Below are 22,979 nucleotides of genomic sequence, written 5' to 3'. Positions count from 1 at the left end.
CACGTCCGTTGCGCTGTTCCAAGTCGGAAGGCCTTCAGGGGATGTCCAGATGATGGATGGCCACGGCCCGTTCCTGCGCGTTGACACCCGTTCCCAACTTCTGTGTGGAGCCGAAGAGGAAACGGATACGGCCGGAGTTCATGTTGCTGAACAGTTCCTTGCGCGCTTTGTCACTGTTAGCTTCCTGAATGAACTTTATCTGTCTCTCGGGGATATTATGGTCTTCCACGAGCTTGCGCTTTATCTCGCTGTAAATGTTCCACTGGTCGGGCTTATACGTACTAAGGTCTGAAAAGATGAATTGTGTCCCCTTCTGGTCAAGATATTTATAGTAATATTCCGCAATCTTGGCCGCGCAATGGGATGCCTTGTTTCCCGGATTGTCACCGTATTCGGGGTCTATCAGGCGCATGTCAAGCGACATCTTGTTTGAAAAGTTGGTTGCAATCAGCATTTTCGCTTTTTCCTCCGCTTCGGACAGAGGCTCCCTGTCTATATAGGTGGCATCCCCGGTTTCGGCGAACTTCATCAGCTTCTGAATGAAAATCTCCTGTTGGGGAGTGGGCGGTATATGATAAAGCTGCTCATTGAGTTCCGGCCTGTCAACTCCCACGTCCTTGGCTGTCTTGTAATCGGTAATCTCCGCATAGAAGTTGGCAAGTTCCGGGACTTTAATAAAATAGCGAAAACGCTCCTTCTGTACGATCTGGTTGGTTACGGAAAACTCGAAGTCCGTGCTTTTCTTTGCATATACAGCCGCCCAACCGTCAAAACATGTAATCCCCTGACGTTCCATTTCTTTGGGACGGAGGTATTTGAAAAGGAGATAGAGTTCGGTCAGGCTGTTGGAAATGGTCGTACCGGATAAGAAAGTGGCACCCAAATCCCTGCCCGTGCGCTCCTGTATGGTACGGATGGCGAAAAGCAGGTTCATGGCTTTCATGCTTCCTTCCGGGTTCCCAAGTCCCGAAACCCTTGCGTGTCGGGTATTGAAGAGAAGGTTCTTGAACGCATGCGATTCATCTACGTACAGGTGGTCGATGCCCATTTGCCTGAAATCGGTCACGTCATCCGTCCGTTCCTTTATCTCCTGATCCAGCTTTTCCAGTTTGGTCTCAAGGTTCTCCTTCCTTCTTTCCAGCCCCTTCTTTATCCAGCCGCTCACTTTATTGCCCTGCCGCTCGAATACGGCAAGGTTCTCTTCGATACTGTTTATTTCCTGCGTATATATCTCCTGCTGCATTTCGGGTGACTGGGGGATTTTTCACCGTCTTGGTTATGCCGGGCACCGTATTATGCAGCGCGTGTTTGAGCAGGTCGCTTACGTAATACCCTCTTTTTTCTCCTTTCACAAAATATTTGTCCGTGATGTTCGCATTGCTTTCCTCGAAGTTCACACTGAACTCGTCGATGGATTCCGTATAGGTGAATATAACCCGACCTTGTCAGGTCGTATACCTTTCTATGTTCTCCCCTATGGAAGCTAACAGGTGTGTTAGGGCATAGGCTAACAGGTGTGTTAGATGTAACAATGACGTACGGGTAAATGCCGCCGCAAGTGCTTCCTGCGGGGTATCCACATGTTTCACTTCATTGGTATTGAACGATACGGGGACGGTGAATATGTCCGCTTTCTCTATTTTTCCGTTAATGGAACGTTCCAGCGAAAGCATTTCCCTTCCGCCTGCGTCCATCAGCAGGAACTTGGCGTTATCCTTGCCATTCAACTCCCTGAGCATACGGTAAAAACGGTCGTACTGTTTGACCAGTTCCTCCCTGAGTTCCGGCTGTTCCGTTTCCGTTTCGGCTTCCGCATTATAAAGGTTATGGTAGGCTTCCCGAAGGGGGATATAGTAGGCGGCACGGTATTGCTGGGTGACGGTCAGTTTGAGTGGGTGGAACTGTATGTCCGGAGTTCCAAGTCCCCGCAGATACCCGTATTGCTCACCCGATTTCACAATGGAGCCGTTCTTGTATTCGGGACGTATCTCTCCGGTAAACGGTCGTGGTTCCATTTCTTTCTTCCGCTCTTCTTCAAACTTCTGTCTGCGCTCCAGCCACTTTGCTTCCGCTTCCGCCCGTTCTTCCGTCATGCCTTCCTGCACGGCGGCTTCGTCATACATGTTCTCCTGCGAGAAAAGATTGAATATTTTAGGTTCATTCTCTTTTTTCTTGCGGGGCGACGAGGATGTCCGGCTTGTCGAGGGTCTGGTCTCTACTACTTGTACCTCTGTTTCCTCTTCATCGGCATAGGCGGCAAACAGGTTGAGCATGGGTTCATAGGGTTTGGGAGAAAGGGGGCTTTCTTCTTGTATTTCTTCCCTCTGTTCCATTTCCACTGTTTCCGGCGGTGACTCATGTTCGGTTTTGAGAGCGGAAGAAACGGCAGGTCGGGGTAGATTGTCTTCATAGAGTTTCCGGTCGAGATAATTCCCTGCATCTTGTGTCAATAGTTTTTTAAGATGCTTGGAAATAGCCTCAATTCCACCTTCATGAGTGAAATTCATGGCAGGCTGTCCGTACATGTTTTTGCCCACCAATAGGGATGTATAGATGATATGGTCTAAACCGGAGTAACTGTTGTTGATAGGGATGTTACCGGATATAAGATGGGTTTCGATGAAGTTCAGTTCTCTTTCGGCCAGTTCCGATTTCCGGGTATTCTTCTGCAATACGATCAGGTCGGTGCCCACTTGTGTACCGGCATCAATAAAGAGATTCTCCGGCAGGCGGATGGCGGACACAAGGTCGGCATGATTCATCAGCCATTCCCTTATAGGACGGTTCCCTGGTGAGTCCATGACACCCGAAGTCGTGATATAGGCCAGTATCCCGCCTTCCCGCAGCATATCCATGCCTTTTAGAAAGAAGTAGTTGTGTACGGCGCCAAGTGAGGATTTGCGCACGGCATCTTCGCTCCGGTCAAAATCCCGGTCATACACTCTGGTATTTCCAAACGGGATATTGGAAGAAACAACATCGAAGTAGTTGTTATAAAAAGGTTGTATGGACTGGAAACCGTCTATGGTTACTCTGCTTTCGGGATAAAGGGATGAGAGTATCTTTCCCGTGAGCCTGTCCTTCTCGAAACAATGGACTTCGGGAATATCTTTTAACCCCCTGATAAACATGCCCGTTCCGGCAGAAGGGTCAAGAAAACGTTCCGGAAGGATTCCCGCAGACTGCAACGGCTCCTGTATGGCCGCAGCGACCACTTCCGGTGTATAAAAGGCTGTGAGTACGGAGTTTTTCAGGCTTTGGATATATGCCTTGTATTCTTTCTCGTCTTTGGAATACTCGCGCAACAGTTCATGCAGTAACCGGACTTGGGGAAACAGTTCCCTGTCTGTCCTTCATCTTTCAATGTCGGTGTCTTTCTCCGCCGGATTCAGGATACATTTCAGTCCGCCAAAACCGGAGTAGCCGTTCAAGACTTTGCGCCCTTCTTCCGTGAGACAGGCTTCGGGACGCATGAATATCCATTCAAGTGCGGCGATATTGTCCGCCAGATGTTGTCGTTTGTTATATGCCATATTCTTCTATATAAGATTGTATGAAACCTGTAAGTTCAATGGTTAGGGTACGATAGGAAGGGGATGTTTCAAACCGGTCGTCTATGGGATATTTACTGAATACGGCTTCTGTGAGCAATAGTATTTTCAGGCAGAAATCCGTCCGTCTTCCCGGTCGGATTTCGGGAAACCATTCCGACACGACCTCGAACACCGTATCAAATTTGGAGAAGCGCAAGTCCTGATAGAGAACGGCCTCAGCCAGTTGCAGTGCCTGCGCGGGGTATAATCCGTCACGTATGGCACGTTCATAAGCGCCTGCCGCTTCATCAGCCCGTGAGCAGACAAGTTCCCTGTTTCGGGCAATATGCGGATGGCTTTCCTTTAAATAAAGAAGGAGAGTCGTCTCAAAATAAGACAATTCTCCGGTTGCGGTATTTTTATCTTGTATCATCATCTGTCATCGCTTTAAAATGTTAATGGGATATTTAAGCATATACCCGGCTGACATAAAAGAAAACCGGGTATATAACTGCCAAAAACATGAATAATCTCTCTGTTACATAACCGAGAGGCTCTTCTTGGACTGGGCCTTTACGGATGCCACATGGCGGGGTGCCTGCTGTTTCACTTCCTTTTTCTTGTCGTTCTTATTGTCAACGGTCGGTTTGTATTCCCGGGCATTGCGTCCTATCAGCAATTGGTTGCTCTTGTTGCTGAAACGCACATCATCGGAAAATACCCTGCCTTTGTAGCGCATATTCTCAATAAATACCATTTCATGGTTCTGAAGCATCTTTTTCTGTTCGGGGGTGATTCTGGCGCCCATTATGGTGTCGCTCACTTTCAATTGTTCCCCGGACTGTTTGAATGCGATGTCCATTATTCTTGGATCGACGAAGGCAACGCCGGAAAGCAGCGTATCGTTTTTACGCTGTATGTCGTTGAGGGGAAGCTGTCCGCCTGAGGCGAGGATTTGCTTCTGTTTGTCGTCCAGTCTTTTCCCGTAAATATAATCCGGTATCTTGATGGCATCCACCGGCATGGTAATGATGCGGTTGCTCGGTTCATGGAAAGCCACATAACATTTGCATACTGCTCCGGTATGAATATCTTTCATTTCCTTGACGGCTCCCAGGGTTCCGGTGTCTTTAAGCGACTGCTTTTCCTCATCCGTGAATACTCCCTTATAAGTAGGCAAATCGTACTGCGGTTTGTCAAGCCTGCTCAGGGTTTTGAGTTGTACCTTACCGTCCTCGCCCTTGACACAAAGAAAGCAGGCTTCTCCCATATCCTTCTTTTCACCGTTCACTTCCTTGCTGATTGGAAAAGCCTTTGAGGTGATTCTTCCTTTAAGCATTTCGCCCATGCAATGGTTGTCGAACAAAAGTTGCTTGTCAATTCCAAGTGCGCCGAGTTCTTTCCACGGAAGCTGGTGTTCGTCGAACTTATACCTTCGGGCAAGTTTGGCGATACGTCCCTCATCGTTAAGCTCGCTGTTCTCTACCAATTTTTTACCTTCCACTCCGGGGTCTTCGCCTTTTCGGATCTGGACTACGGCATTCAGTGTCTTTTCCAAAAGGACGAGAGGAACAAGGAAAAAACTGAAACTCGTGGGATTGTCGTACTGGTTCTTGAAATTCCTGAAGAAGAGTTCCAGCGGTGAGGTACGGTCCAATTTCAGGAAGCTGTTACTGTTCTTCTTGTCGGGTGGTACGATTTCGAGACTACCGTCCTGTTCGTTCATTTTGGAAACCACGGCGGTCTTGTTCGTTCGTTTGTCGAGGATGGCCATTACATGTTCGTCCTGACGTTGTTCTTGTTGTTCTTGCTTTTTCTTAGCCATAAAATCAAAAATTTAGTGATACAATAATGATTACTACCGGGTAGACTTTAGCCCGTCGGTGCGAATGTAGAACATTATATGATAGGATGATATGTTTGAGGAACTAGTGTGAATGGATGGCGGAGATTGGCGGGAAATGGCGAGATAGGGATATAAAAAGAGAGTGATCAGATTATCACTCTCTTTGTCTGTTATATAGGATTATAAGATTCTATATATCTATATGCTTATTATTAAGTTATACACGAATATGTGTTTGAATTTCAATTCTATCCTTAATTTGATTATACAATGGAAGATTTTCTTCCGGTGCAACCTCAAGAGTCGCTATAAGTACATAGGGAATATTCTCTGACATGCTTTCTTCTTTTCCACATGAAACAACGATCTCTATATTTTTACCCTCTAAATAAGGGATGGCTTTTTTACCTTCAAAAATCTCATGTTGTATGGTTCCGTGTTTCACTGCATTATTATCAGCTTCTTGACGTTGATCTGTAATTTCATTACCTTTCGGTGAGAAGGATAAACGTGCTTTCCTATATATTTTATTACTAGGATTAATTGGAGTGAACCAAGACAAAGTAATTGTGAGACGTTTTTTACAGGTTTTGGATTGTAAACACTGTGGCAATGGATAGTCAAACACAACTTCTTGATTCTGTCTTATAGTTCCATGTCCTATTAGAGTTACTCTTTGCTGTGTACACTCTTTTACCCGTTCTATGTCAGGCATTCCATATCCAATCCAATTAGATATAGACCGTTTCTTCATCCTGCCATTTGTTCCAAGGCATTCATTCAATTTTTCACCGATCTCTCCCCAACTACATCCATGCACCAACATACCTTTAACGGCAATGGCCATAAGATTATCTGGAAGTTCTAGAAGAGGTATTTCGCGGATTATATTGACAAGATATGCCCCTAAATGACTGACAAGGGCTGTGGCATTACTTGTACCTTTTAAATATGCTATACTTGTAGGATTAGGAGGATAAGCTACCATTTGTCCAGGAGCTCTAGAAGAAATTTTGGAAATACGAAGTGTAGCATCCATTGAGTCCGCATATATTTCATTATATAAAAGTTTTCCTCCTCTATACACTAAGTCAGGTTTGATACTTCTGTCATATCCACCTCCAATAGCAGTATACGTAGCAGGCATTAATGAAGGAATAGGATTAATACGCCCATCCATTACACAAGGATTAGACATATCAGCATGTAATGCTCCCACTGTTAAACAATTTACACTTTCAGCAGGCGCAAGCAATGTTCTATTCCTCTTATCAGCTTGAAGATGTTTATAGATTATAGACATTTGTTCTTTTTGTGCTTTTTCTTTAAAACTTCCATAAGTACCATTGAGGTATAAGAATGAAGGGTGATTTCCTGCACTTACAATAAAAAGTACTTTATAATGAAAACTTAGCCAATCGAGCATACGAGCCTCAGGACTCATTGAATGTAAAAATAGACGAGATGAATCACCTACTGAAAGATTAATAATTTTGACTGTCTTGGAAACATCCTCTTCCATGATGCGTTTTACTGCCCTGTGCAGTAAATCTACAAATATAACATCATCGGGCACACATTCTTCATGCTCTATATTAGTGCGAAATATTGGTCGGACATAAAGACGGCTGGTAAGAGGAGACCATGGAGCATTAGCGTCACCATGAATTAGTAATGAGGCCATAGCTGTTCCATGTTTGCGATCAGCTGCAAGATAATTTTCTTCCCAACCATCTGGATCATCAACTATTAATCGATCGCGTAACATTGTATGATTCTCCAGTGGCATACCATCCAATAATGCCACTAAAGGACTTGTCTCTATTAAATTTGTATCATAATCAAATATTCTCTCTATTTCTGCGTTTTCATCTGAAATAACCTTGTCAATGACTTGTCCAGTAGGTCTTATCCACTGCACTTCATTTGCCTTTATAAGCGGAGCTGAGCCTTCAAGCATTTGTTTAACTGTAGCTGCACTGCATTCTATTATTATAGCATGAAATTGAATATCTACATTTTGATACGTACTAATTATACGGCCACCTGCTTGTTCTGTCAAAATACGGATCTGTAATTCTCTTGCTGAACGTTTTTCACTAGATGAAGAAAACCAAAGTTCTATCTGTACTTTGACCGCTGAAGTTTCTTTTATGGCTAACTCCTCAAGTTTATCTCTTACTCCGTATTCATCTAAACGGTCTATTTCATTCCATAATCTGACATCTTTTAATTGTTCAAAAAGCGTGCGAAAGGGGGCAAGCCCAAAATCAAATTGACCTTTGTCACAATAGATTTGCCAAAGTGACAATAATTGTTGTAAAGCACGCTGGTTAGACATCACAAAATAAAATTTTTCATTATATTTTTTGTCTTGGCCTTTGGAATCTAAATTTGCAAAATCTTCATCAGGTTCTTTATCTTCACCATCTAACTCCCCAATCCATTCAAAGCCTTCTATTTTTTTTGCAGCCTTAATAAATGAATCTACACTTCCTGCCACTTCAAACACAAGCACTGATTCTGGATCAATACCATCTACATTCATCTGAACTCCTATGTTTTGTGTTTGAAATGCGTTTTGCAAAGCTTCAAATCTAGGAGCTAAACGAGATTTCTGATGTTCTATCGTTGGTTTGCGCATATTTTGCGGAAATGACCTCGTAGGTTTAGGTCGAGGTTGGCGGGGAGTAAATGTCAGTATATCCATAAGTCCCTTTTTATTTATGAGTTGGAAAATCTTTTAGTACTTCAAGTGAAATATTGCGAATATTTGATTGAGGAATTGAAAGAATATAGCGTCGCATTACCGAAAGTCCAAATTCTTCTATTTCAGCATAGCTATAACCCAATAATCGTTTTGCTATAGTTTCAGCGGCTAGTCCAAAAGATATTGCATATTGTTTTTCAAAAAGCTTTACCCAACGACAAATATTATCTCGTGTGGGTATAGGCATTTCTAGCTTAATCTGAAAACGACGCCACATAGCCCTATCAAGTAGTTCTGGATGGTTAGTAGCACATATAATAATATTATAACTTGGAAGAGCATCTATTTGTAATAAAAGTGAACTGACTACACGCTTTATTTCACCAGTTTCATGCATATCACTACGCTCTTTCCCAATAGTATCAAACTCATCAAAAAAAACAATGCATTTGCGTGAACGTATAAAGTCAAATAATCGGCGCATACGTAATGCTGTTTCTCCTAGATAAGAACCTACTAACGAATCATATCTAATAACATAGATAGGAAGCATCAATTCTGTAGCAATCACTTCTGCCAATGATGTTTTACCAGTACCAGGAGCACCTGTTAATAATATACGGTTACGAGGTTCCAAGCCATAAGAACGCAGTAAGTCGGAACGATAATGTTCTTCTACAAGTTCCTTGCATAATTTCACAATATGAATTGGTAATATAAGCTCCTCAATTCGTTTGGAAGGTTTAAGTTCAACAAGATAGTTTTCAATTTCATTTAATGATGTTGTTACATTTTCTTTATTCGGTGGTATATTAAGTGCATTTTGTTCTACTAAAGCATTCAGTTCTTGTTCTAGCCTATTGGCCAATACGATATGTTGTTTATTACGCTCTTCTGCAATAATAGACTCCGTCACCCGGCGAAACATTTTTTTATCGCCAGAGACAACACTCTTTACGAGTTCTATTATAAGGTCAGCACGTGCCATAAATTGATATTATATGCATTACAATAGTTTATTTTACAAAGGTATGAAAACTAATTTATTCTCTGCATATATATGATTATATTTCTTTTCTGGAATGGTCTTTCGATAGCTTTACTTCAGATTCAATGTATCAGTCTTACTTGTAATATTCCTCATTCTGTACTTTCAGATATTTTTTTTGAAATATATCGAATAGGCAAGAGCATGGCAGGCCGGTCGGACTTGTCCGGGCGCCTGCCATGCTTTTGTCCTTTCCTGAAAAACGGCTCTTTACGGCAATCTGCGGAAGTAAAGCCTGCGTAGCTTCCGGGATTGCCGTAATGTGCTGTGGGAAACATCTTGTTAGAACGCCGTTTCAGGATTAAGCCTGTTCTCCTTCATTACCTCCCAATAAATGTTTGAGTGCCGGGTCATTCTCAATACGGATCAGTTCGTTCTCTACCAGTTCGACAATATCCTGTTTGATTTGTCGGTAGTTCGCTTGTATCTGCTGTTCCATTGTATCATTGCCGTCCTCGTCCAGAAAGCTGCTGATTTCGGGAATAGGTTGATAGGCTGCCGTTTCCTTTTGCACAGCTTCATTATCCACAACAATCTGTGCATGGAAGATTTTCTGGTCTATCGTTTCACCAAAATTGTCAGCTACGGCTCCAACAAACATACCTTGCGATAACGTACTTATTTTGCTGGCAGGTATAAGACTGTCCAGTTGGGTATTGATAGAAGTGGATGTATCATTGCGATTGATGCTCATGGATTCTCGTTTTTGCAGGATTTTCCCGAACCGTTCCGATAATGTTTTAGCCGTTTCGCCTACTACTTGACCGCTGAATACATTGCCGACAGTTGACATGATTACAGCGGCCTCTTTGTCTCCGTAGTCACGCTTTAACTGGCTGAAATCCTGAAAACCTAACACGACTGCGACCTTGTTGCTTCGTGCCGTGGCAATAAGATTATCCAGACCTTTAAAGAAGATAGTTGGTAGCTCGTCAATAATCACACAACTTTTCAATTGTTTCTTCTTGTTTATCAACTTGACGATTCTTGAATTATAGAGTCCCAATGCCGCACCATAAATGGAAATTCTGTCAGGATTGTTACCCACACATAATACTTTCGGCTCTTTTGGATTATTAATATCCAGCGTAAAATCACTGCCGGACATCACCCAATAAAGTTGCGGACTTATTAGTCTGGACAGTGGGATTTTAGCACTTGCAATCTGGCCCTGGAGCTGCTCGCTCGCCCCTCCTTTCCATGCGTCTATAAACGGACTAAGATAGTTTTCCAAATCGGGATAACTTGTTAGGATAGTAAAAACGTCTTCATACCTTTTATTAAGCAGTTCGATGGCATGAGGGAACGTGCAAAACTTGCCGCCTTCATAGATTTTCAAGAACCAGATTATGGCCGTAAACAATACAATCGGAGATTCTACAAAAAAGTCCCCCTGCTTTTGCACCCAACTTTTATTCAAATTAAGCATGATAGTATAACTTGATTCGTAAGCGTCCGAAATATCCGTCATCAGTTCCGGAGCCAGCGGATTACAACGATGGCTCTTGCGTGGGTTATCGAAGTTTATCACATAGAACTTGGGCGGTATCTTGTAGCGGTGCCGATACTTGATCAGATGATTGTAAGCGATAACCGATAGGTCGTCAAACTTAAAATCATATATATAAAGTGCATAGGACTTCTCGATTGCCTGCTTTATATAATTGTTTACTACGGCATAGGACTTGCCGCTACCCGGTGTACCTAAAATCATACTGGCCCTAAAAGGATTCACTACGTTTATCCAGCCTTTCCATTCCTTGCCCCTATACCAGAACTTGGTCGGCAGATTAACGGAATACTCGTTTTCCATTAACTTGGTTTCCTGCATGAACGATTCGTTCTCACGGTTGAAAACATCCTCCAACAGATTACCTTTAAGCAAGCGGCTTATCCATAAGCCGGATGCCAACAAAGAAAAGAAACCTCCGGTTAAAGTCGTGGTATATAGTACCGCACAAACACCCGATGAAGCATTGATGGAAAGCAACCACCAATTAAAGAAAAAGAGTATTGCGCCCGCTATGGCCGCAATAATAATCTGCCTTCATGTGATTTCATGTTTCTTTACTCCTTTATTGCCCATACAGGACAGACCGAGAAAGAGAACACAAAACAGCTTTGTATACAATAGGGACGAGAACAGCCCGGTCGTGCGTTGGAAATTGGAAAGTATCCGGTCCACTATACCGAGCGTTCAGCCCATTTCATGGAGCCAGCCGTAACAAAACCAATAGATGTGTATTGCCATAAATAAAAAACTGATGGCCCGCATAAAGTCCGTAACCTTTGCCAGACCTCTTAAATCATCTTCATTCTGCATAATCGTAAATTTAAAATTAGACTTCTGTTCTATACATTATTACATTATAACCTGCGCCTGCGCTTTTTCTTCTTTTTCTTGCGTCCATAGCGGAAAGACGGGTCGATATACTCGTGAGTATGGTCGTCTTCCATAAGCATGGAGAATATATCGACGGCTCCCAGTGCGGATGTGTCAATCAGACTTTCGGAAGTTTCCGGTTGCCGGCGGTGTTGTTGTTCCTGCCGTTCTTCCCTCTCTTGTCTTTCTTCCCGTTCCGTATCTCTATCCTGCCGGGGCGTTTCCGGCTGGGTTGGCGGTATCAACCGTTCATGGTCTGCATTGGGGTTGTTGAATAATTCATTGAACACATTGGCAGAAAAGGCTTTACCCAGGCGTGAACCGTTGAATACAGTCCGGCAGGTATGGTCTATAAAAGTGATACCGTACAGACGTCCTTCGGGATTGATACGGTAAACTACTTCTATATCCGCCTCTTTCAGCCTGCGGGCAAAATCCTCTTTCGTGCCTATGTCCTGCATGGCTTTGATGATTTCCTGCCTTGTCCTTTCTGCGAGGTTGTCCTGCTTCACCTTTTCAGTGGAAGCGGCAAATTTCTTTTGCAGTGCTTCATAACCGAACGCCTTGCCGAACTTACTGGATTTGAAAGGTGTGCCTACCTGCTGTCCGTTATCATCCAAAGCTCCGTACATGATGCCGTGGTATTCCTTCCCATTAACACTTCCCCTGACTTCATAAACGGTTACGTTATACAGGTTCAGAAGGGTGTTATATTCCGCAAGCGAATGGCAGTTGTAGCATTCCAGTAATGTACGGGCGGTATGCTTCACCTGCGCTTTCACGTTGCCTTTCGGATAATCCACTTTTTGCAGGTTTACCAATTCCCGCTCGCTATGTTCTCCGAGTGTGGGATGAAGCCCATACTTCACTTCCATTTCCCGACAGATGTTCTGTGCCCGGATGGCTTCCCGGTTGTGGTCTATCTTTTCTCCTTTCTCGTTGATGCGTACCGAAACGATGTGCATGTGCTTGCGATCGATGTCTTCGTGCAGCCAGACAATATAAGGCTGGTTCCCGTAACCGAACTTTTCCATAAACTCCTGAGCCAAAAGGGTCATCTGTTCTTCCGAAAGTATGTCTTTCGGGGAAGGATTCAATGAGATATGGATAACCGGTTTCCTAACGTGTGAATTAAGTGCGATATAAGGTTCAAAAGCCTGCATACAGTTTTCAATCGGAACATTCCCCGAAGTGTCCGCCGCAATTTTGGGATGTCACAATACCTTTGCCGTACCGTCATCCACCTTTATCTTATTATAGGCAATCACTCCATAGAATGAACTACCTGATGTAATATTCGGCACCATGATGTTATTCCTTTTTAGTGAGATACTCCTTCTCGAACCGCTTTGTCAGTTCGATAATCTGTTTGCAGAGTTCCTCCAGCTTGCGGGTTTCTTCGGCCAGTTTATAAAGGAAAGCAAACGATTTCTTTTCCCCGTAAATGGTATGGATGGTCTTTACACATTGGTTGTAGTTGTTTCCAATACGGCGGAACTGTTGATAGAAAGCGGTTAGCTGGGCGTAATACTCCTGCGCTTCCTTATCAATCTTCACTACCTTGAACTCTCAGCCGAAGATGCGGGCAAAGATAAATTCGGCCTTGTTCTTCATGCCGGATTGTTCAAACATCGTGAGAAACTTCTCGTTCTCACTGTCATTGAGACAGAGGTAATAGCGGTGTGTGCGCGGGTCTGCCAGCACCTTGCGCCCTGCGGCACTACGGATTCTTGTTTCATCTTTCATAACATGAATAATTTAGGAAGTTCGACTTAGGAGAACTGACATCCCTGAAAAGCCTTTCGGGGCGAGACTTTCAGCGGGTAGAAATATTTTCAACCGCTGAAAGTACACCTCGCTATATGCTGACGCATATTAAAATCCGGCTGTGCCGGATTAAAGGTCTAAAGGATTTGTTTAACGTTCTCTTTTCGAGAACGGGCTGCGCTCTCCCGGCGACAAAGGTAGATAGTTTTTTCGGTATGGGTATTATCAGGCGTTACGCCAACAGCTGCCAATAAATGACTTTGAAACCACGGTTATGTCACGGATGCTCTTTTTGAGGTTTATTTGCAGCCGGATAGCTATTCAGTTACTTATTTGGATAGATAAAAAGGTAGTTATCAGGATAACTATCCGAATAGCTTTCTGACTAAACAGGCATTTAATTAAGCAAGTTTTCAGATAAGCATTCATAAGGCTATCTATTTACTTGCACAACTATATACAAAGATGTATAGACAGGCAAGTGTATATTCGGATAAATGGAGAGGTAAATATACTATTAGCTAAATACTTAGATAGACAGCCAGATAGCTATGTAGCTACATAGCTGAATAGATAAATAGCTATATAATTGCATAGCTATGTAAGTATAAAGCTAAACGGATAGTGAAATGACTGAACGGATAAGTGGATAGATGTCTATCTGCTGAATTATAAATAAAATTATTCACTTAAATTAGGCAACGATGGAAAAAAGAAAGGAAACGGTATTCATTTCGTTCGCTTCCCAGAAAGGGGGCGTAGGTAAATCGACGTTTACGATTTATGCGGCATCATGACTGCATTATGTAAAAGGTCTCAGCGTAGCGGTAGTGGATTGCGACTATCCGCAACATTCTATTATGAAACAGAAAAAGCGGGATATGGAAGTGGTGAAGACCACACCCGTTTATCAGAACCTCTTGGTGGAGCAGACCGGGCGGTTGAAGAAAAAGGCTTATCCGGTCATTGGAAGTACCCCGCCGGATTGTATGACTGACTGAAGGAGATTTGAAGGGAAATCGGACATACATTATGACATGGTACTGTTCGACCTGCCCGGAACTATGGGTAGCGACGGGGTTATCGCTGCAATTAGTGCGCTCGATTATCTGTTCGTGCCGATAAAGGCAGACCGTCTTGTGCTGGAAAGCACGCTGAACTTTGCCACCACCATTAATGACCGGCTGATAAAGACCGGCGTGTCCGCACTGAAAGGTCTTCATCTATTCTGGAACATGGTTGACCGCAGGGAACGCACGACATTGTATGATGTGTATCAGCAAGGTTTTTCCCTGTTAGGGCTGGATTGTCTCAAAACACGTATTCCCGTGCGCAGTAACTTTACCAAGGACTTGTCCGCTATGGGCGGCCCCGTTTACCGGAGTACGCTGTTCTCTCCCGATGCGGCATTCACCAAAGAGTGCGGCTTCGATACGTTTATGGATGAAATCATATCTGTACTTAAAACCGAATAGTCATGGCAAAGAAAACAAGCGGACAAAATCCGGTGGATGAAGCGTACCTGCGCAGCCTGATGGCAGGGGTTCCTTCGGAGCCTCCTTTATCATCTGTACCTTCAACCGGCGGAGGTAATGGCGAAAATAGAGAAACCGCTTTATCCGATGAGAAAGGAAAAGCGGATGGCACTGCAAATGAAACCGTCAGGGATGTTTCCGATGCAGGTGGTGCCGACCGTTCGGAAGTGGTTACGGAAAAAACGTCACCGAAAACGATTCGCACGGCTCTGGCTGACTTTATACGCAGATTCCTCACCCCTTATAAATGTGAAGGCAGACAGGGGGTATATATAGACAAGGAACTGCACCAGAAAATATCAGTCATCGTGGGCATTGCCGGAAAACGGCAGTTGACGGTAGGAAACTACATAGACAATGTATTGAAGGAGCATTTCGAGAAACATGCGGATGAGGTGAAGACCTATTTACAAAAGAGTTATAACAAAATATTTTAGGGTATGAATATACAATCAGGTTACTATGAAGCCGGAATCGCTCTGTTCTGGCTATTGTTCGCCTATCTGTTCATGGATAAGTTCCTGTTCAAGGGACAGCTTGGCGAAATATGTTTCGGAAAGGCACGCCGCCGCATGGCAAAAGCTCTGCGGGGCGTTGCCGGATGGTTCGATCCGGTGAAAGAGGAACAGAAAAAAGGGCGCAGGCGCTCGAAAGGGAAAGCGGAAAAGAAAGACGTTCTGGTAGCGCCGGAGTCTGAAAAGAGGAATGTCACGACCGCAAAAACGGAAGTGAAGGACAAAGAAAAGGCTGAAGTCAAGGAAAAGGCAGAGGGCAGGAACATGGAAAAACCTCCCCAAAAACGCTCTGAAACGGACAGTCTTGTCGTTACAAAAAGCTACGGGATACGTCAACGGCCGCCAATAAACGTCACCGGTTCCGGAACTATTGCAGGTAAAGAAAATGCCTCTACTTTTGCTGGCAGAAACGAAGATACAGCGCCACAAAAGGTAGCACAAGTGCCGCCGGAGCGCATTCCGGAACTGTTCCGGGACAAGCGCGTGGAAGAGTGGAGGGCTTCTTCGGATGAGAGTTCCGGCAAGCCGGATGGCGATAGCGGACAGGGAGGAAACGGTGACGAAGTGGATACGGATGAGTTGAACGAGGAACTGGATGATTTGAACTGTATCCGCGAAGAGTATTCGGGCGAGGCAACCGGCATAGGGCCGGAAGAGATTGACCTGATTATCGACCTCTGCAACGGCAAGGATATTCCGACAGACAAACGATTGTCCCTTTTAAGGGCGATCCACCATATCAAAGATACGCAGATTGAACGCTCGATACTGGAAAGTATCAATGGCAGCGACAGCCGTATCAGCAAATTTCTGGATGAAGCCGAGCAAATGGGCGGGGCTGCTCCGGACAGAGATTAACCAATTAAAAAAGGAGGTAACAATGACAAGAGGTTATTTTGATACGGGTTGACAGCCCGTATCACCTTAAAGAGAGAAATTCGCTATGGTATTAATGACTGAATAAACCAACAAAACCATGTATATGACTTATTTCGATTCGGGTTGATAAATGGATGTTCCCGCCTGGTAAGGGAACACTCCAATCAAGAAGAGACAATACCTTTGGTAACTTACTTATAAAACAGAATGGCTATGACAAAAGGCTATTACGATTCGGGATGACAGACCGCCTGCGGCATTCACCCGGTAAGGCAACAAGAACTATTCACCATTAAATTTTATCCGTATGAATATAGGACTGGTAGATGTGGACGGACATAACTTCCCCAATTTTGCGCTGATGCGCCTTTCAGCTTATTACAAGGCAAAAGGGCATCGGGTGGAATGGGCAGAACCGACGGGACGGTATGATAAGGTGCTGGCAAGCAAAGTGTTCACTTTTAGTTCTGACTATGATTACAATCTGCTGGATGCGAAGGAAATCATAAAGGGCGGAACGGGATATGATATTGCCGGCAGGCTTCCCGAAGCTGTGGAAAACAGCCGGATGATGGATTATTCCATTTACCCCCAATATCCTTTTTCCCTTCAGTTCTTTTCAAGGGGCTGCATCCGTAAATGCCCCTTCTGTCTCGTCCGTGAGAAGGAAGGATACATTCAGGCCGTGGAGCCGGTGGAGCTGAACCCGAAAGGGAAATGGATTGAGGTGCTGGATAACAATTTCTTTGCCAATCCGCAGTGAAGATCGGCGGTAGATTATTTGATGAAGGCCCGGCAACCCGTTAAACTGCACGGTGTGGATGTGAGGATTATGAATGAGGAACAGGCCTGGCATCTAAACCGGATGAAGATGAAGCAGAACATCCATATTGCGTGGGATTTGCCCCGGCTGGATCTGACCGACCGCCTGAAAGAGATGGTCAGGCATGTGAAACCTTACAAGATAACCTGCTACGTGCTGATAGGATTCAATTCGACCGTTGAGCAGGATTTGTTCAGGTTGAACGTACTGAGGGAACTGGGGATTACTCCCTTTGTTATCCCTTTCCGGGATTATGCAAACAAGCGGACGCCTACGCAATACGAGCGTGACCTTGCCCGATGGGCGAACCGGATGTGGCTATTCAAGTCTACCTCCTTTGAAGACTATACACCCCGCAAGGGTTTCAAGTGCGGAGAATATCTGAAATAACCTGATAAAGACAAGACACAATAGAGACAATGAGAACAAACGGTTATTACGATTCGGGATGATTCACATCCTGCTTTCAAGAGAGAATTAACAAGAATGTTTCACCACCAAATCAAGTGACAATGCAAATAGCATATTATGACTCCGGCTGATTTCCGGCCGGAACTTACCCCCTGAATCAGTAAACCATAAACGGCCACGGCTGCCTTATGGGGATAGTGAAAGGGGGCAGTCCGTGGCTTTTTTAATCACCTAAAAAATCACGGAAATAAATGAAAAAGAAAAGATTGATTATGATGCTTGCCGCTGTTGCGGCGGCAAGTGCGGCAATGGCCCAGGGAAACGGGCAGGCAGGTATTACGGAGGCCACCCAGATGGTGACAAGTTATTTCGATCCGGGAACAAAATTGATTTATGCAATCGGTGCCGTAATCGGTCTCGTTGGCGGCGTCAAAGTCTACCAGAAGTTCAGTTCGGGCGACCCCGACACGAGTAAAACTGCCAGTTCGTGGTTCGGAGCCTGTATCTTTCTGATAGTCGCCGCCACCATTCTGAGGTCGTTCTTCCTCTAAGATTCATACTGAAGACAGTAACTTATGGCTGATTTTGAGATAAATAAAGGTGTGGGCCGTGAGGTTGAATTTAAGGGGCTTCGGGCACAATACCTGTTTATTTTCGCTGCCGGCCTGCTTGCCGTGTTCGTGATGTTCGTCATCATGTATATGGCAGGCATCGGACAGTGGATCTGCATCGATTTCGGGGTATCGTCGGCTACGGTGTTGGTATGGCTGACCTTCACGCTGAACCGTAAATACGGAAGTCACGGGCTGATGAAGCTGTTCGCGGCCCGGAGGCATCCCCGGAGAATCCTCTCACGAAAACGTATCACACGTCTGATTAACAAACAACAATCGTAAATTATGAGAAGTATATTAAAAGCATCCACATTGGAAAGCAAGTTCCCCATCATGGCGGTGGAACACGACTGCATTGTCAGCAAGGACGCCGACATCACGGTCGCTTTCCGGGTCACACTGCCGGAAGTGTTTTCGGTATCCTCCGCAGAGTATGAGGCGATGCACGCCACATGAGCGAAGGCAATCAAGGTGTTGCCGAACTATTCAATCCTGCACAAACAGGATATTTTCATCACCGAGAAATACGAGCCGGACAGCCGGAAGGATGACCTCAGCTTCCTCTCCCGCAGTTTTGAACGCCATTTCAACGAGCGTCCCTACCTGCACCACACCTGTTACCTGTTCCTCACCAAGACCACCAGGGAACGCTCCCGGCAGCAAAGCAACTGGAACACGCTCTGCCGTGGTTTTCTGGTGCCGAAGGAAATCAGGGACAAGGAAACGGTGGAACGCTTCATGGAAGCGGTGGGACAGTTTGAAAGTATCGTTAATGACAGCGGCCTTGTCAGGCTGGAACGGCTCACCACGGAAGAGATTACGGGAACGGAAAACGAACCGGGCATTATCGAGAGATACCTCACGCTCTCGGCTGACGGAACTACCATGTTGCAGGATATGCAACTGAACCCTGACGAGATGCGTATCGGTGACAAGCGGCTTTGCCTGCATACGCTCTCCGACCTCGACGACCTGCCGGGAAAGGTAAGGACGGACGGTCGGTACGAACGCCTCTCGACAGATCGCTCGGACTGCCGTCTTAGCTATGCCGCCCCTGTGGGCGTGATGCTGTCCTGCGACCATATCTACAACCAGTGGATATTTATAGACGACAGTAACGAAAACCTTTCCCGTTTCGAGAAGATGGCGAAGAACATGCAGTCGCTTTCCCGGTACAGCCGCAGCAACCAGATCAACAAGGAGTGGCTGGACGAATATCTGAATGAGGCGCACAGCAACGGACTGCAATCCGTGCGCTGCCATTGCAACATCGTCGCATGGGCGGAAAACGGGGACGAACTCCGCAGGGTGAAGAATGACGTGGGAAGCGCACTGGCATTGATGGAATGTACTCCGCACCATAACACGACCGACCTTCCGGCTCTCTATTGGGCAGGCATACCGGGAAATGAAGCGGACTTTCCGGCCGAAGAGACGTTCTACACGTTTACCGGGCAGGCGCTCTGTTTCTTCACGGCTGAAACCTGTTACCGGAACTCGCTCTCTCCCTTCGGCATCCGCATGGTGGACAGGCTGACGGGAAAGCCCGTCTTCCTCGACATATCGGATTTACCCATGAAAAAAGGGGTGGTGACCAACAGAAACAAGTTCATACTCGGCCCCAGCGGCAGCGGGAAGAGTTTCTTTACCAACCATCTTGTGAGACAGTACTGGGAACAAGGGACGCATATCCTGCTGGTGGACACCGGAAATTCATATAAGGGACTCTGTGACCTGATACATCAGAAGACCGGAGGGGATGACGGGATTTATTTTACATACAAAGAAAATGATCCGATTTCTTTCAATCCGTTTTTCACGGAGGATTACCAGTATGACATCGAAAAGCGGGACAGCATCAAGACACTGATACTCACCCTTTGGAAAAGGGAGGACGAACCGCCCCGACGTTCGGAAGAGGTGGCGCTCTCGAATGCAGTCAGCCTGTATATCGAAAAGATAAAGAAGAACCGGAAGATAAAGCCGAACTTCAACTCGTTCTATGACTTTGTAAGGAAGGACTACCGCAAAGTGCTGGCGGACAAGAACGTGCGGGAGAAGGACTTTGATGTGGACGGTTTTCTGAACGTGCTGGAACCTTATTATAAGAACGGTGAATACGGGTATCTGCTGAACTCGGACAAGGAACTGGATTTACTGAACAAACGGTTTATTGTATTTGAGTTGGATGTTGTGAAGGATAATCCAATCCTCTTTCCGGTTGTCACCATCATTATCATGGAGACGTTTATAAATAAAATGAGACGTTTGCAAGGTATCCGCAAGATGATACTGATTGAGGAAGCTTGGAAGGCAATCGCCAAGGAAGGTATGGCAAACTACATCCGTTATCTTTTTAAAACAGTCAGAAAGTTTTACGGAGAGGCGGTTGTAGTGACGCAGGAAGTGGATGATATTATCTCTTCCCCCGTTGTGAAAGAGACGATTATCAACAACAGTGACTGCAAAATACTGCTCGACCAGCGGAAGTATCAAAACAAGTTCGACCAAATACAGAACCTGCTCGGCCTGACGGACAAGGAACGCAGCCAGATACTTTCCATCAATCTTGCCAATGCAGCGAACCGCCTTTATAAAGAGGTCTGGATAGGGCTTGGCGGTACGCAAAGTGCGGTATATGCAACAGAAGTTTCGGCTGAAGAGTACCTTTGCTACACCACCGAAGAGACTGAGAAACTGGAACTTACCCGCCTTACGGAAAAGCTGGGCGGAAACATCGAACTGGCTATCAAACAACTTGCCGAAAGCAAACGGCAGGAAAACAAGTAACCATATTAATCTATAGAAGACAATGAGTAAGAAAGATTTATTAAGCCAATGCAGGGAAGCACTCGGAGATGCGACCCTGACCAATCTGGATTTGCTGAACCTGATCGGGGAAATGAAGAAGGAACTGGAAAATGACCGCATCTGCGGTCACTGAATGAACAAGGAAGGCGGCTCCACGCTGACAATCCGTAAATCCAACCATGTGACGGACGGATTCAAGGGATACAAGGCCACGCTGTTCGCCGGAGAAATGAGTTATACCGAAATCAATATCCCGCTCCGGAAAGGTGACGACCTTTTCCTGCACGGGAACAAGGATGCCGGATGTATCGGGTATTTCAGCGGAAGCGAGGTGTTGCTGTTCGGCTGTTACGGGCTGTTTGCCCGTGATGACGACAGTCGGTATTTACTTACTAAAGAAAGGAGATAGACGCATGAAAAAGAGAATGATAATTTTATTCATGGTACTGCTGTCCCTTTCGGTGACAGTCAAGGCACAATGGGCAGTGATAGACCCTACGAACCTTGCTCAAGGCATTGTAAACTCGGCCAATGAAATTGTACAGACTTCCACAACGGCACAGAACATGTGAAGTAACTTTCAGGAGACTGTAAAGATTTACCGGCAGGGAAAGGCCTACTACGACGCTTTGAAATCCGTACACGACCTCGTAAAAGGGGCACGCAAGGTACAACAGACTATCCTGCTCGTAGGTGACATCAGCGATATTTACGTGACCAATTTCAATACGATGATGGGCGACCCGAACTTCACCGTGGAAGAACTCTCGGCCATTGCTTTCGGGTATAACCGGTTGCTTGAAGAAAGCAGCAACCTGCTGCTGGACTTGAAGGAAGTGACTACGGCTACCGGACTCTCGATGACCGACAAGGAACGACTGGACATCATCAACCGGATATACGGCGAAGTGCTGGAATACAAGAACCTGACATGGTACTATACCCGAAAGAACATCGGCATATCGTACCTGCGCAGCAAGAAGAAGGGGGATTCCCAGCGGGTGCTTGCCCTGTACGGGACACACGACCAGCGTTACTGGTAATCATTCATCCTAAAAAAACAGATAAACTATGATATTACTATCAATAGATTGGACGAACCTGCATGAGTTGCTGCGTTCGCTTTACGATGAAATGATGCCGCTGTGCGAGGATATGGCCAGTGTGGCAAAGGGAGTGGCCGGTATCGGTGCCCTGTTCTATGTGGCCTACCGAGTGTGGCAGTCCCTTTCAAGGGCGGAAGAGATTGACGTGTTCCCGCTTTTCAGGCCGTTCGTGCTGGGACTTTGCATCATGTTCTTCCCCACTATGGTATTGGGGACAATCAACGGGATTCTTTCCCCCGTATGCAGTGCCACTTCCTCACTGGTGGAACAGCAGACTTTCGACATGAAGAAGTATCAGGAAGAGAAGGACGAACTGGAACGGGAAGCGATGCTGCGTGACCCGGCAAAGGCTTTCCTTGTGAGTGATGAGGAATTTGACAAGAAAATAGACGAGCTTGGCTGGTCGCTGGGGGACATGGACACGATGATAAACATGTACGGGCAGAAGGCGGTGTATGACATGGGGGAAAAGGTGAGGCAATGGTTCCGGGAACTGCTGGAACTCTTCTTTCAGGCAGCCTCGCTGCTGATAGACACGCTGAGGACTTTCTTCCTGATTGTCCTGTCCATACTGGGGCCTATCTCTTTTGCGCTGGCCGTCTATGACGGATTCCAGAGTACGCTCACCACATGGTTGTCACGCTATATCTGTATTTACTTATGGCTGCCCGTGGGCGACCTGTTCGGCGCTATCCTTTCACGCATACAGGTTCTGATGTTGCAGCAGGATATCAAACAGATGCAGGACCCGACGTTCATACCGGACGCATCCAACAGTGTGTATTGTATATTCATGATTATAGGTATCATCGGTTATTTCTGCGTTCCCACGGTGTCCTCATGGATTATTCAGGCAGGCGGTGCGGGAGCTTACGGGCAGAAGGTGGGCGGTGCCGGGAAAATGGCCGGAAACGGTGCGGCGGCAGTCGGTGGGGCAGTCGGTGGATCGGTAGCCGGACGCATCAAGAAAATGTTCTAAACGTATCACTTAAAAAAAC

At 45.6% G+C, this 22,979-nt stretch carries 18 protein-coding genes and 5 pseudogenes; 14 read left to right on the top strand and 9 right to left on the bottom strand.

The genetic code is table 11. From position 1 onward, the window contains the following. Nucleotides 1-34: 34 nt before the first annotated feature. The 9 genes and pseudogenes from HMPREF0106_RS28275 to mobA all read right to left on the bottom strand — a co-directional run bounded on the left by HMPREF0106_RS28275 (nucleotide 35) and on the right by mobA (nucleotide 13,266). Nucleotides 35-3,200, bottom strand: a pseudogene (locus HMPREF0106_RS28275) (N-6 DNA methylase). A 153-nt stretch (nucleotides 3,201-3,353) separates the two neighbouring features. Continuing rightward, nucleotides 3,354-3,533 (bottom strand): hypothetical protein, encoded by a 180-nt coding sequence (locus HMPREF0106_RS12255; protein WP_009040023.1) that lies wholly within the window; start codon nucleotides 3,531-3,533, stop codon nucleotides 3,354-3,356. Beyond that, the gene (locus tag HMPREF0106_RS12260; protein WP_009040022.1) at nucleotides 3,523-3,969 is read right to left on the bottom strand and encodes a DUF1896 domain-containing protein; all 447 of its coding nucleotides are present in this window, start codon (nucleotides 3,967-3,969) and stop codon (nucleotides 3,523-3,525) included. The genes HMPREF0106_RS12255 and HMPREF0106_RS12260 overlap by 11 nt, the downstream gene beginning before the upstream one ends. Before the next feature lie 102 nt (nucleotides 3,970-4,071). Continuing rightward, the gene (locus HMPREF0106_RS12265) at nucleotides 4,072-5,358 is read right to left on the bottom strand and encodes a DUF3945 domain-containing protein (protein ID WP_009040021.1); all 1,287 of its coding nucleotides are present in this window, start codon (nucleotides 5,356-5,358) and stop codon (nucleotides 4,072-4,074) included. Between the two features lie 238 nt (nucleotides 5,359-5,596). Beyond that, nucleotides 5,597-8,089 (bottom strand): S8 family peptidase, encoded by a 2,493-nt coding sequence (locus HMPREF0106_RS12270; protein ID WP_009040020.1) that lies wholly within the window; start codon nucleotides 8,087-8,089, stop codon nucleotides 5,597-5,599. 10 nt (nucleotides 8,090-8,099) lie between these two features. Then, complete coding sequence (locus tag HMPREF0106_RS12275; RefSeq protein ID WP_009040019.1) at nucleotides 8,100-9,077, bottom strand: AAA family ATPase; 978 nt, start codon at nucleotides 9,075-9,077, stop codon at nucleotides 8,100-8,102. Between the two features lie 361 nt (nucleotides 9,078-9,438). Further along, a pseudogene (gene mobC / locus HMPREF0106_RS12280) lies at nucleotides 9,439-11,460 on the bottom strand (conjugal transfer protein MobC). A 44-nt stretch (nucleotides 11,461-11,504) separates the two neighbouring features. Further along, nucleotides 11,505-12,725 carry a conjugal transfer protein MobB gene (mobB, locus tag HMPREF0106_RS12285; protein WP_287656512.1) on the bottom strand — a complete coding sequence of 407 codons (1,221 nt, stop codon included), beginning with the start codon at nucleotides 12,723-12,725 and terminating at the stop codon, nucleotides 11,505-11,507. A 106-nt stretch (nucleotides 12,726-12,831) separates the two neighbouring features. Continuing rightward, a pseudogene (gene mobA, locus HMPREF0106_RS27825) lies at nucleotides 12,832-13,266 on the bottom strand (conjugal transfer protein MobA). 725 nt (nucleotides 13,267-13,991) lie between these two features. Between mobA and HMPREF0106_RS28165 the strand changes: the two are divergent. The 14 genes and pseudogenes from HMPREF0106_RS28165 (at nucleotide 13,992) to traJ (ending at nucleotide 22,960) form a co-directional block, all read left to right on the top strand. After that, a complete protein-coding gene (locus HMPREF0106_RS28165; RefSeq protein ID WP_146110359.1) occupies nucleotides 13,992-14,084 on the top strand; it encodes a ParA family protein in 93 nt (30 codons plus the stop codon). A 63-nt stretch (nucleotides 14,085-14,147) separates the two neighbouring features. After that, entirely contained in the window at nucleotides 14,148-14,288 is a 141-nt protein-coding gene (locus tag HMPREF0106_RS0124705; RefSeq protein WP_011109418.1) for a conjugal transfer protein, read from the top strand. A 63-nt stretch (nucleotides 14,289-14,351) separates the two neighbouring features. After that, nucleotides 14,352-14,762, top strand: coding sequence for a ParA family protein (locus tag HMPREF0106_RS0124700; RefSeq protein ID WP_032844135.1), 411 nt, complete (start codon nucleotides 14,352-14,354; stop codon nucleotides 14,760-14,762). 2 nt (nucleotides 14,763-14,764) lie between these two features. Then, nucleotides 14,765-15,259, top strand: coding sequence for a DUF3408 domain-containing protein (locus HMPREF0106_RS12290; RefSeq protein ID WP_009040018.1), 495 nt, complete (start codon nucleotides 14,765-14,767; stop codon nucleotides 15,257-15,259). 3 nt (nucleotides 15,260-15,262) lie between these two features. Continuing rightward, the gene (locus tag HMPREF0106_RS12295; RefSeq protein ID WP_009040017.1) at nucleotides 15,263-16,195 is read left to right on the top strand and encodes a hypothetical protein; all 933 of its coding nucleotides are present in this window, start codon (nucleotides 15,263-15,265) and stop codon (nucleotides 16,193-16,195) included. Nucleotides 16,196-16,523: 328 nt separating this feature from the next. Beyond that, on the top strand, nucleotides 16,524-16,979 hold the full coding sequence (locus HMPREF0106_RS12300) for a hypothetical protein (protein ID WP_009040016.1): 456 nt from the start codon (nucleotides 16,524-16,526) through the stop codon (nucleotides 16,977-16,979). A 21-nt stretch (nucleotides 16,980-17,000) separates the two neighbouring features. Then, nucleotides 17,001-17,429, top strand: coding sequence for a hypothetical protein (locus HMPREF0106_RS12305; RefSeq protein WP_009040015.1), 429 nt, complete (start codon nucleotides 17,001-17,003; stop codon nucleotides 17,427-17,429). 272 nt (nucleotides 17,430-17,701) lie between these two features. Then, nucleotides 17,702-18,001 (top strand): DUF4134 domain-containing protein, encoded by a 300-nt coding sequence (locus HMPREF0106_RS12310; RefSeq protein ID WP_009040014.1) that lies wholly within the window; start codon nucleotides 17,702-17,704, stop codon nucleotides 17,999-18,001. Between the two features lie 24 nt (nucleotides 18,002-18,025). Further along, on the top strand, nucleotides 18,026-18,346 hold the full coding sequence (locus tag HMPREF0106_RS12315) for a DUF4133 domain-containing protein (RefSeq protein WP_009040013.1): 321 nt from the start codon (nucleotides 18,026-18,028) through the stop codon (nucleotides 18,344-18,346). Nucleotides 18,347-18,349: 3 nt separating this feature from the next. Next, nucleotides 18,350-20,854, top strand: a pseudogene (locus tag HMPREF0106_RS12320) (TraG family conjugative transposon ATPase). Nucleotides 20,855-20,876: 22 nt separating this feature from the next. Beyond that, nucleotides 20,877-21,008, top strand: coding sequence for a hypothetical protein (locus HMPREF0106_RS28120; protein ID WP_015532682.1), 132 nt, complete (start codon nucleotides 20,877-20,879; stop codon nucleotides 21,006-21,008). Further along, nucleotides 21,009-21,284 (top strand): hypothetical protein, encoded by a 276-nt coding sequence (locus HMPREF0106_RS12325; protein WP_004313115.1) that lies wholly within the window; start codon nucleotides 21,009-21,011, stop codon nucleotides 21,282-21,284. It begins immediately after the preceding gene. A 4-nt stretch (nucleotides 21,285-21,288) separates the two neighbouring features. Continuing rightward, a pseudogene (locus tag HMPREF0106_RS0124685) lies at nucleotides 21,289-21,918 on the top strand (DUF4141 domain-containing protein). Nucleotides 21,919-21,946: 28 nt separating this feature from the next. Beyond that, nucleotides 21,947-22,960 carry a conjugative transposon protein TraJ gene (traJ, locus tag HMPREF0106_RS12330; RefSeq protein ID WP_009040012.1) on the top strand — a complete coding sequence of 338 codons (1,014 nt, stop codon included), beginning with the start codon at nucleotides 21,947-21,949 and terminating at the stop codon, nucleotides 22,958-22,960. Nucleotides 22,961-22,979 lie beyond the last annotated feature (19 nt).

The sequence above is a fragment of the Bacteroides sp. D22 genome (assembly GCF_000163675.1).
In the GTDB taxonomy this organism is placed as follows: domain Bacteria; phylum Bacteroidota; class Bacteroidia; order Bacteroidales; family Bacteroidaceae; genus Bacteroides; species Bacteroides xylanisolvens.
The sequence above is the reverse complement of the archived record's forward strand: the minus strand, read 5'-3'. Positions and strand labels throughout refer to the sequence as shown.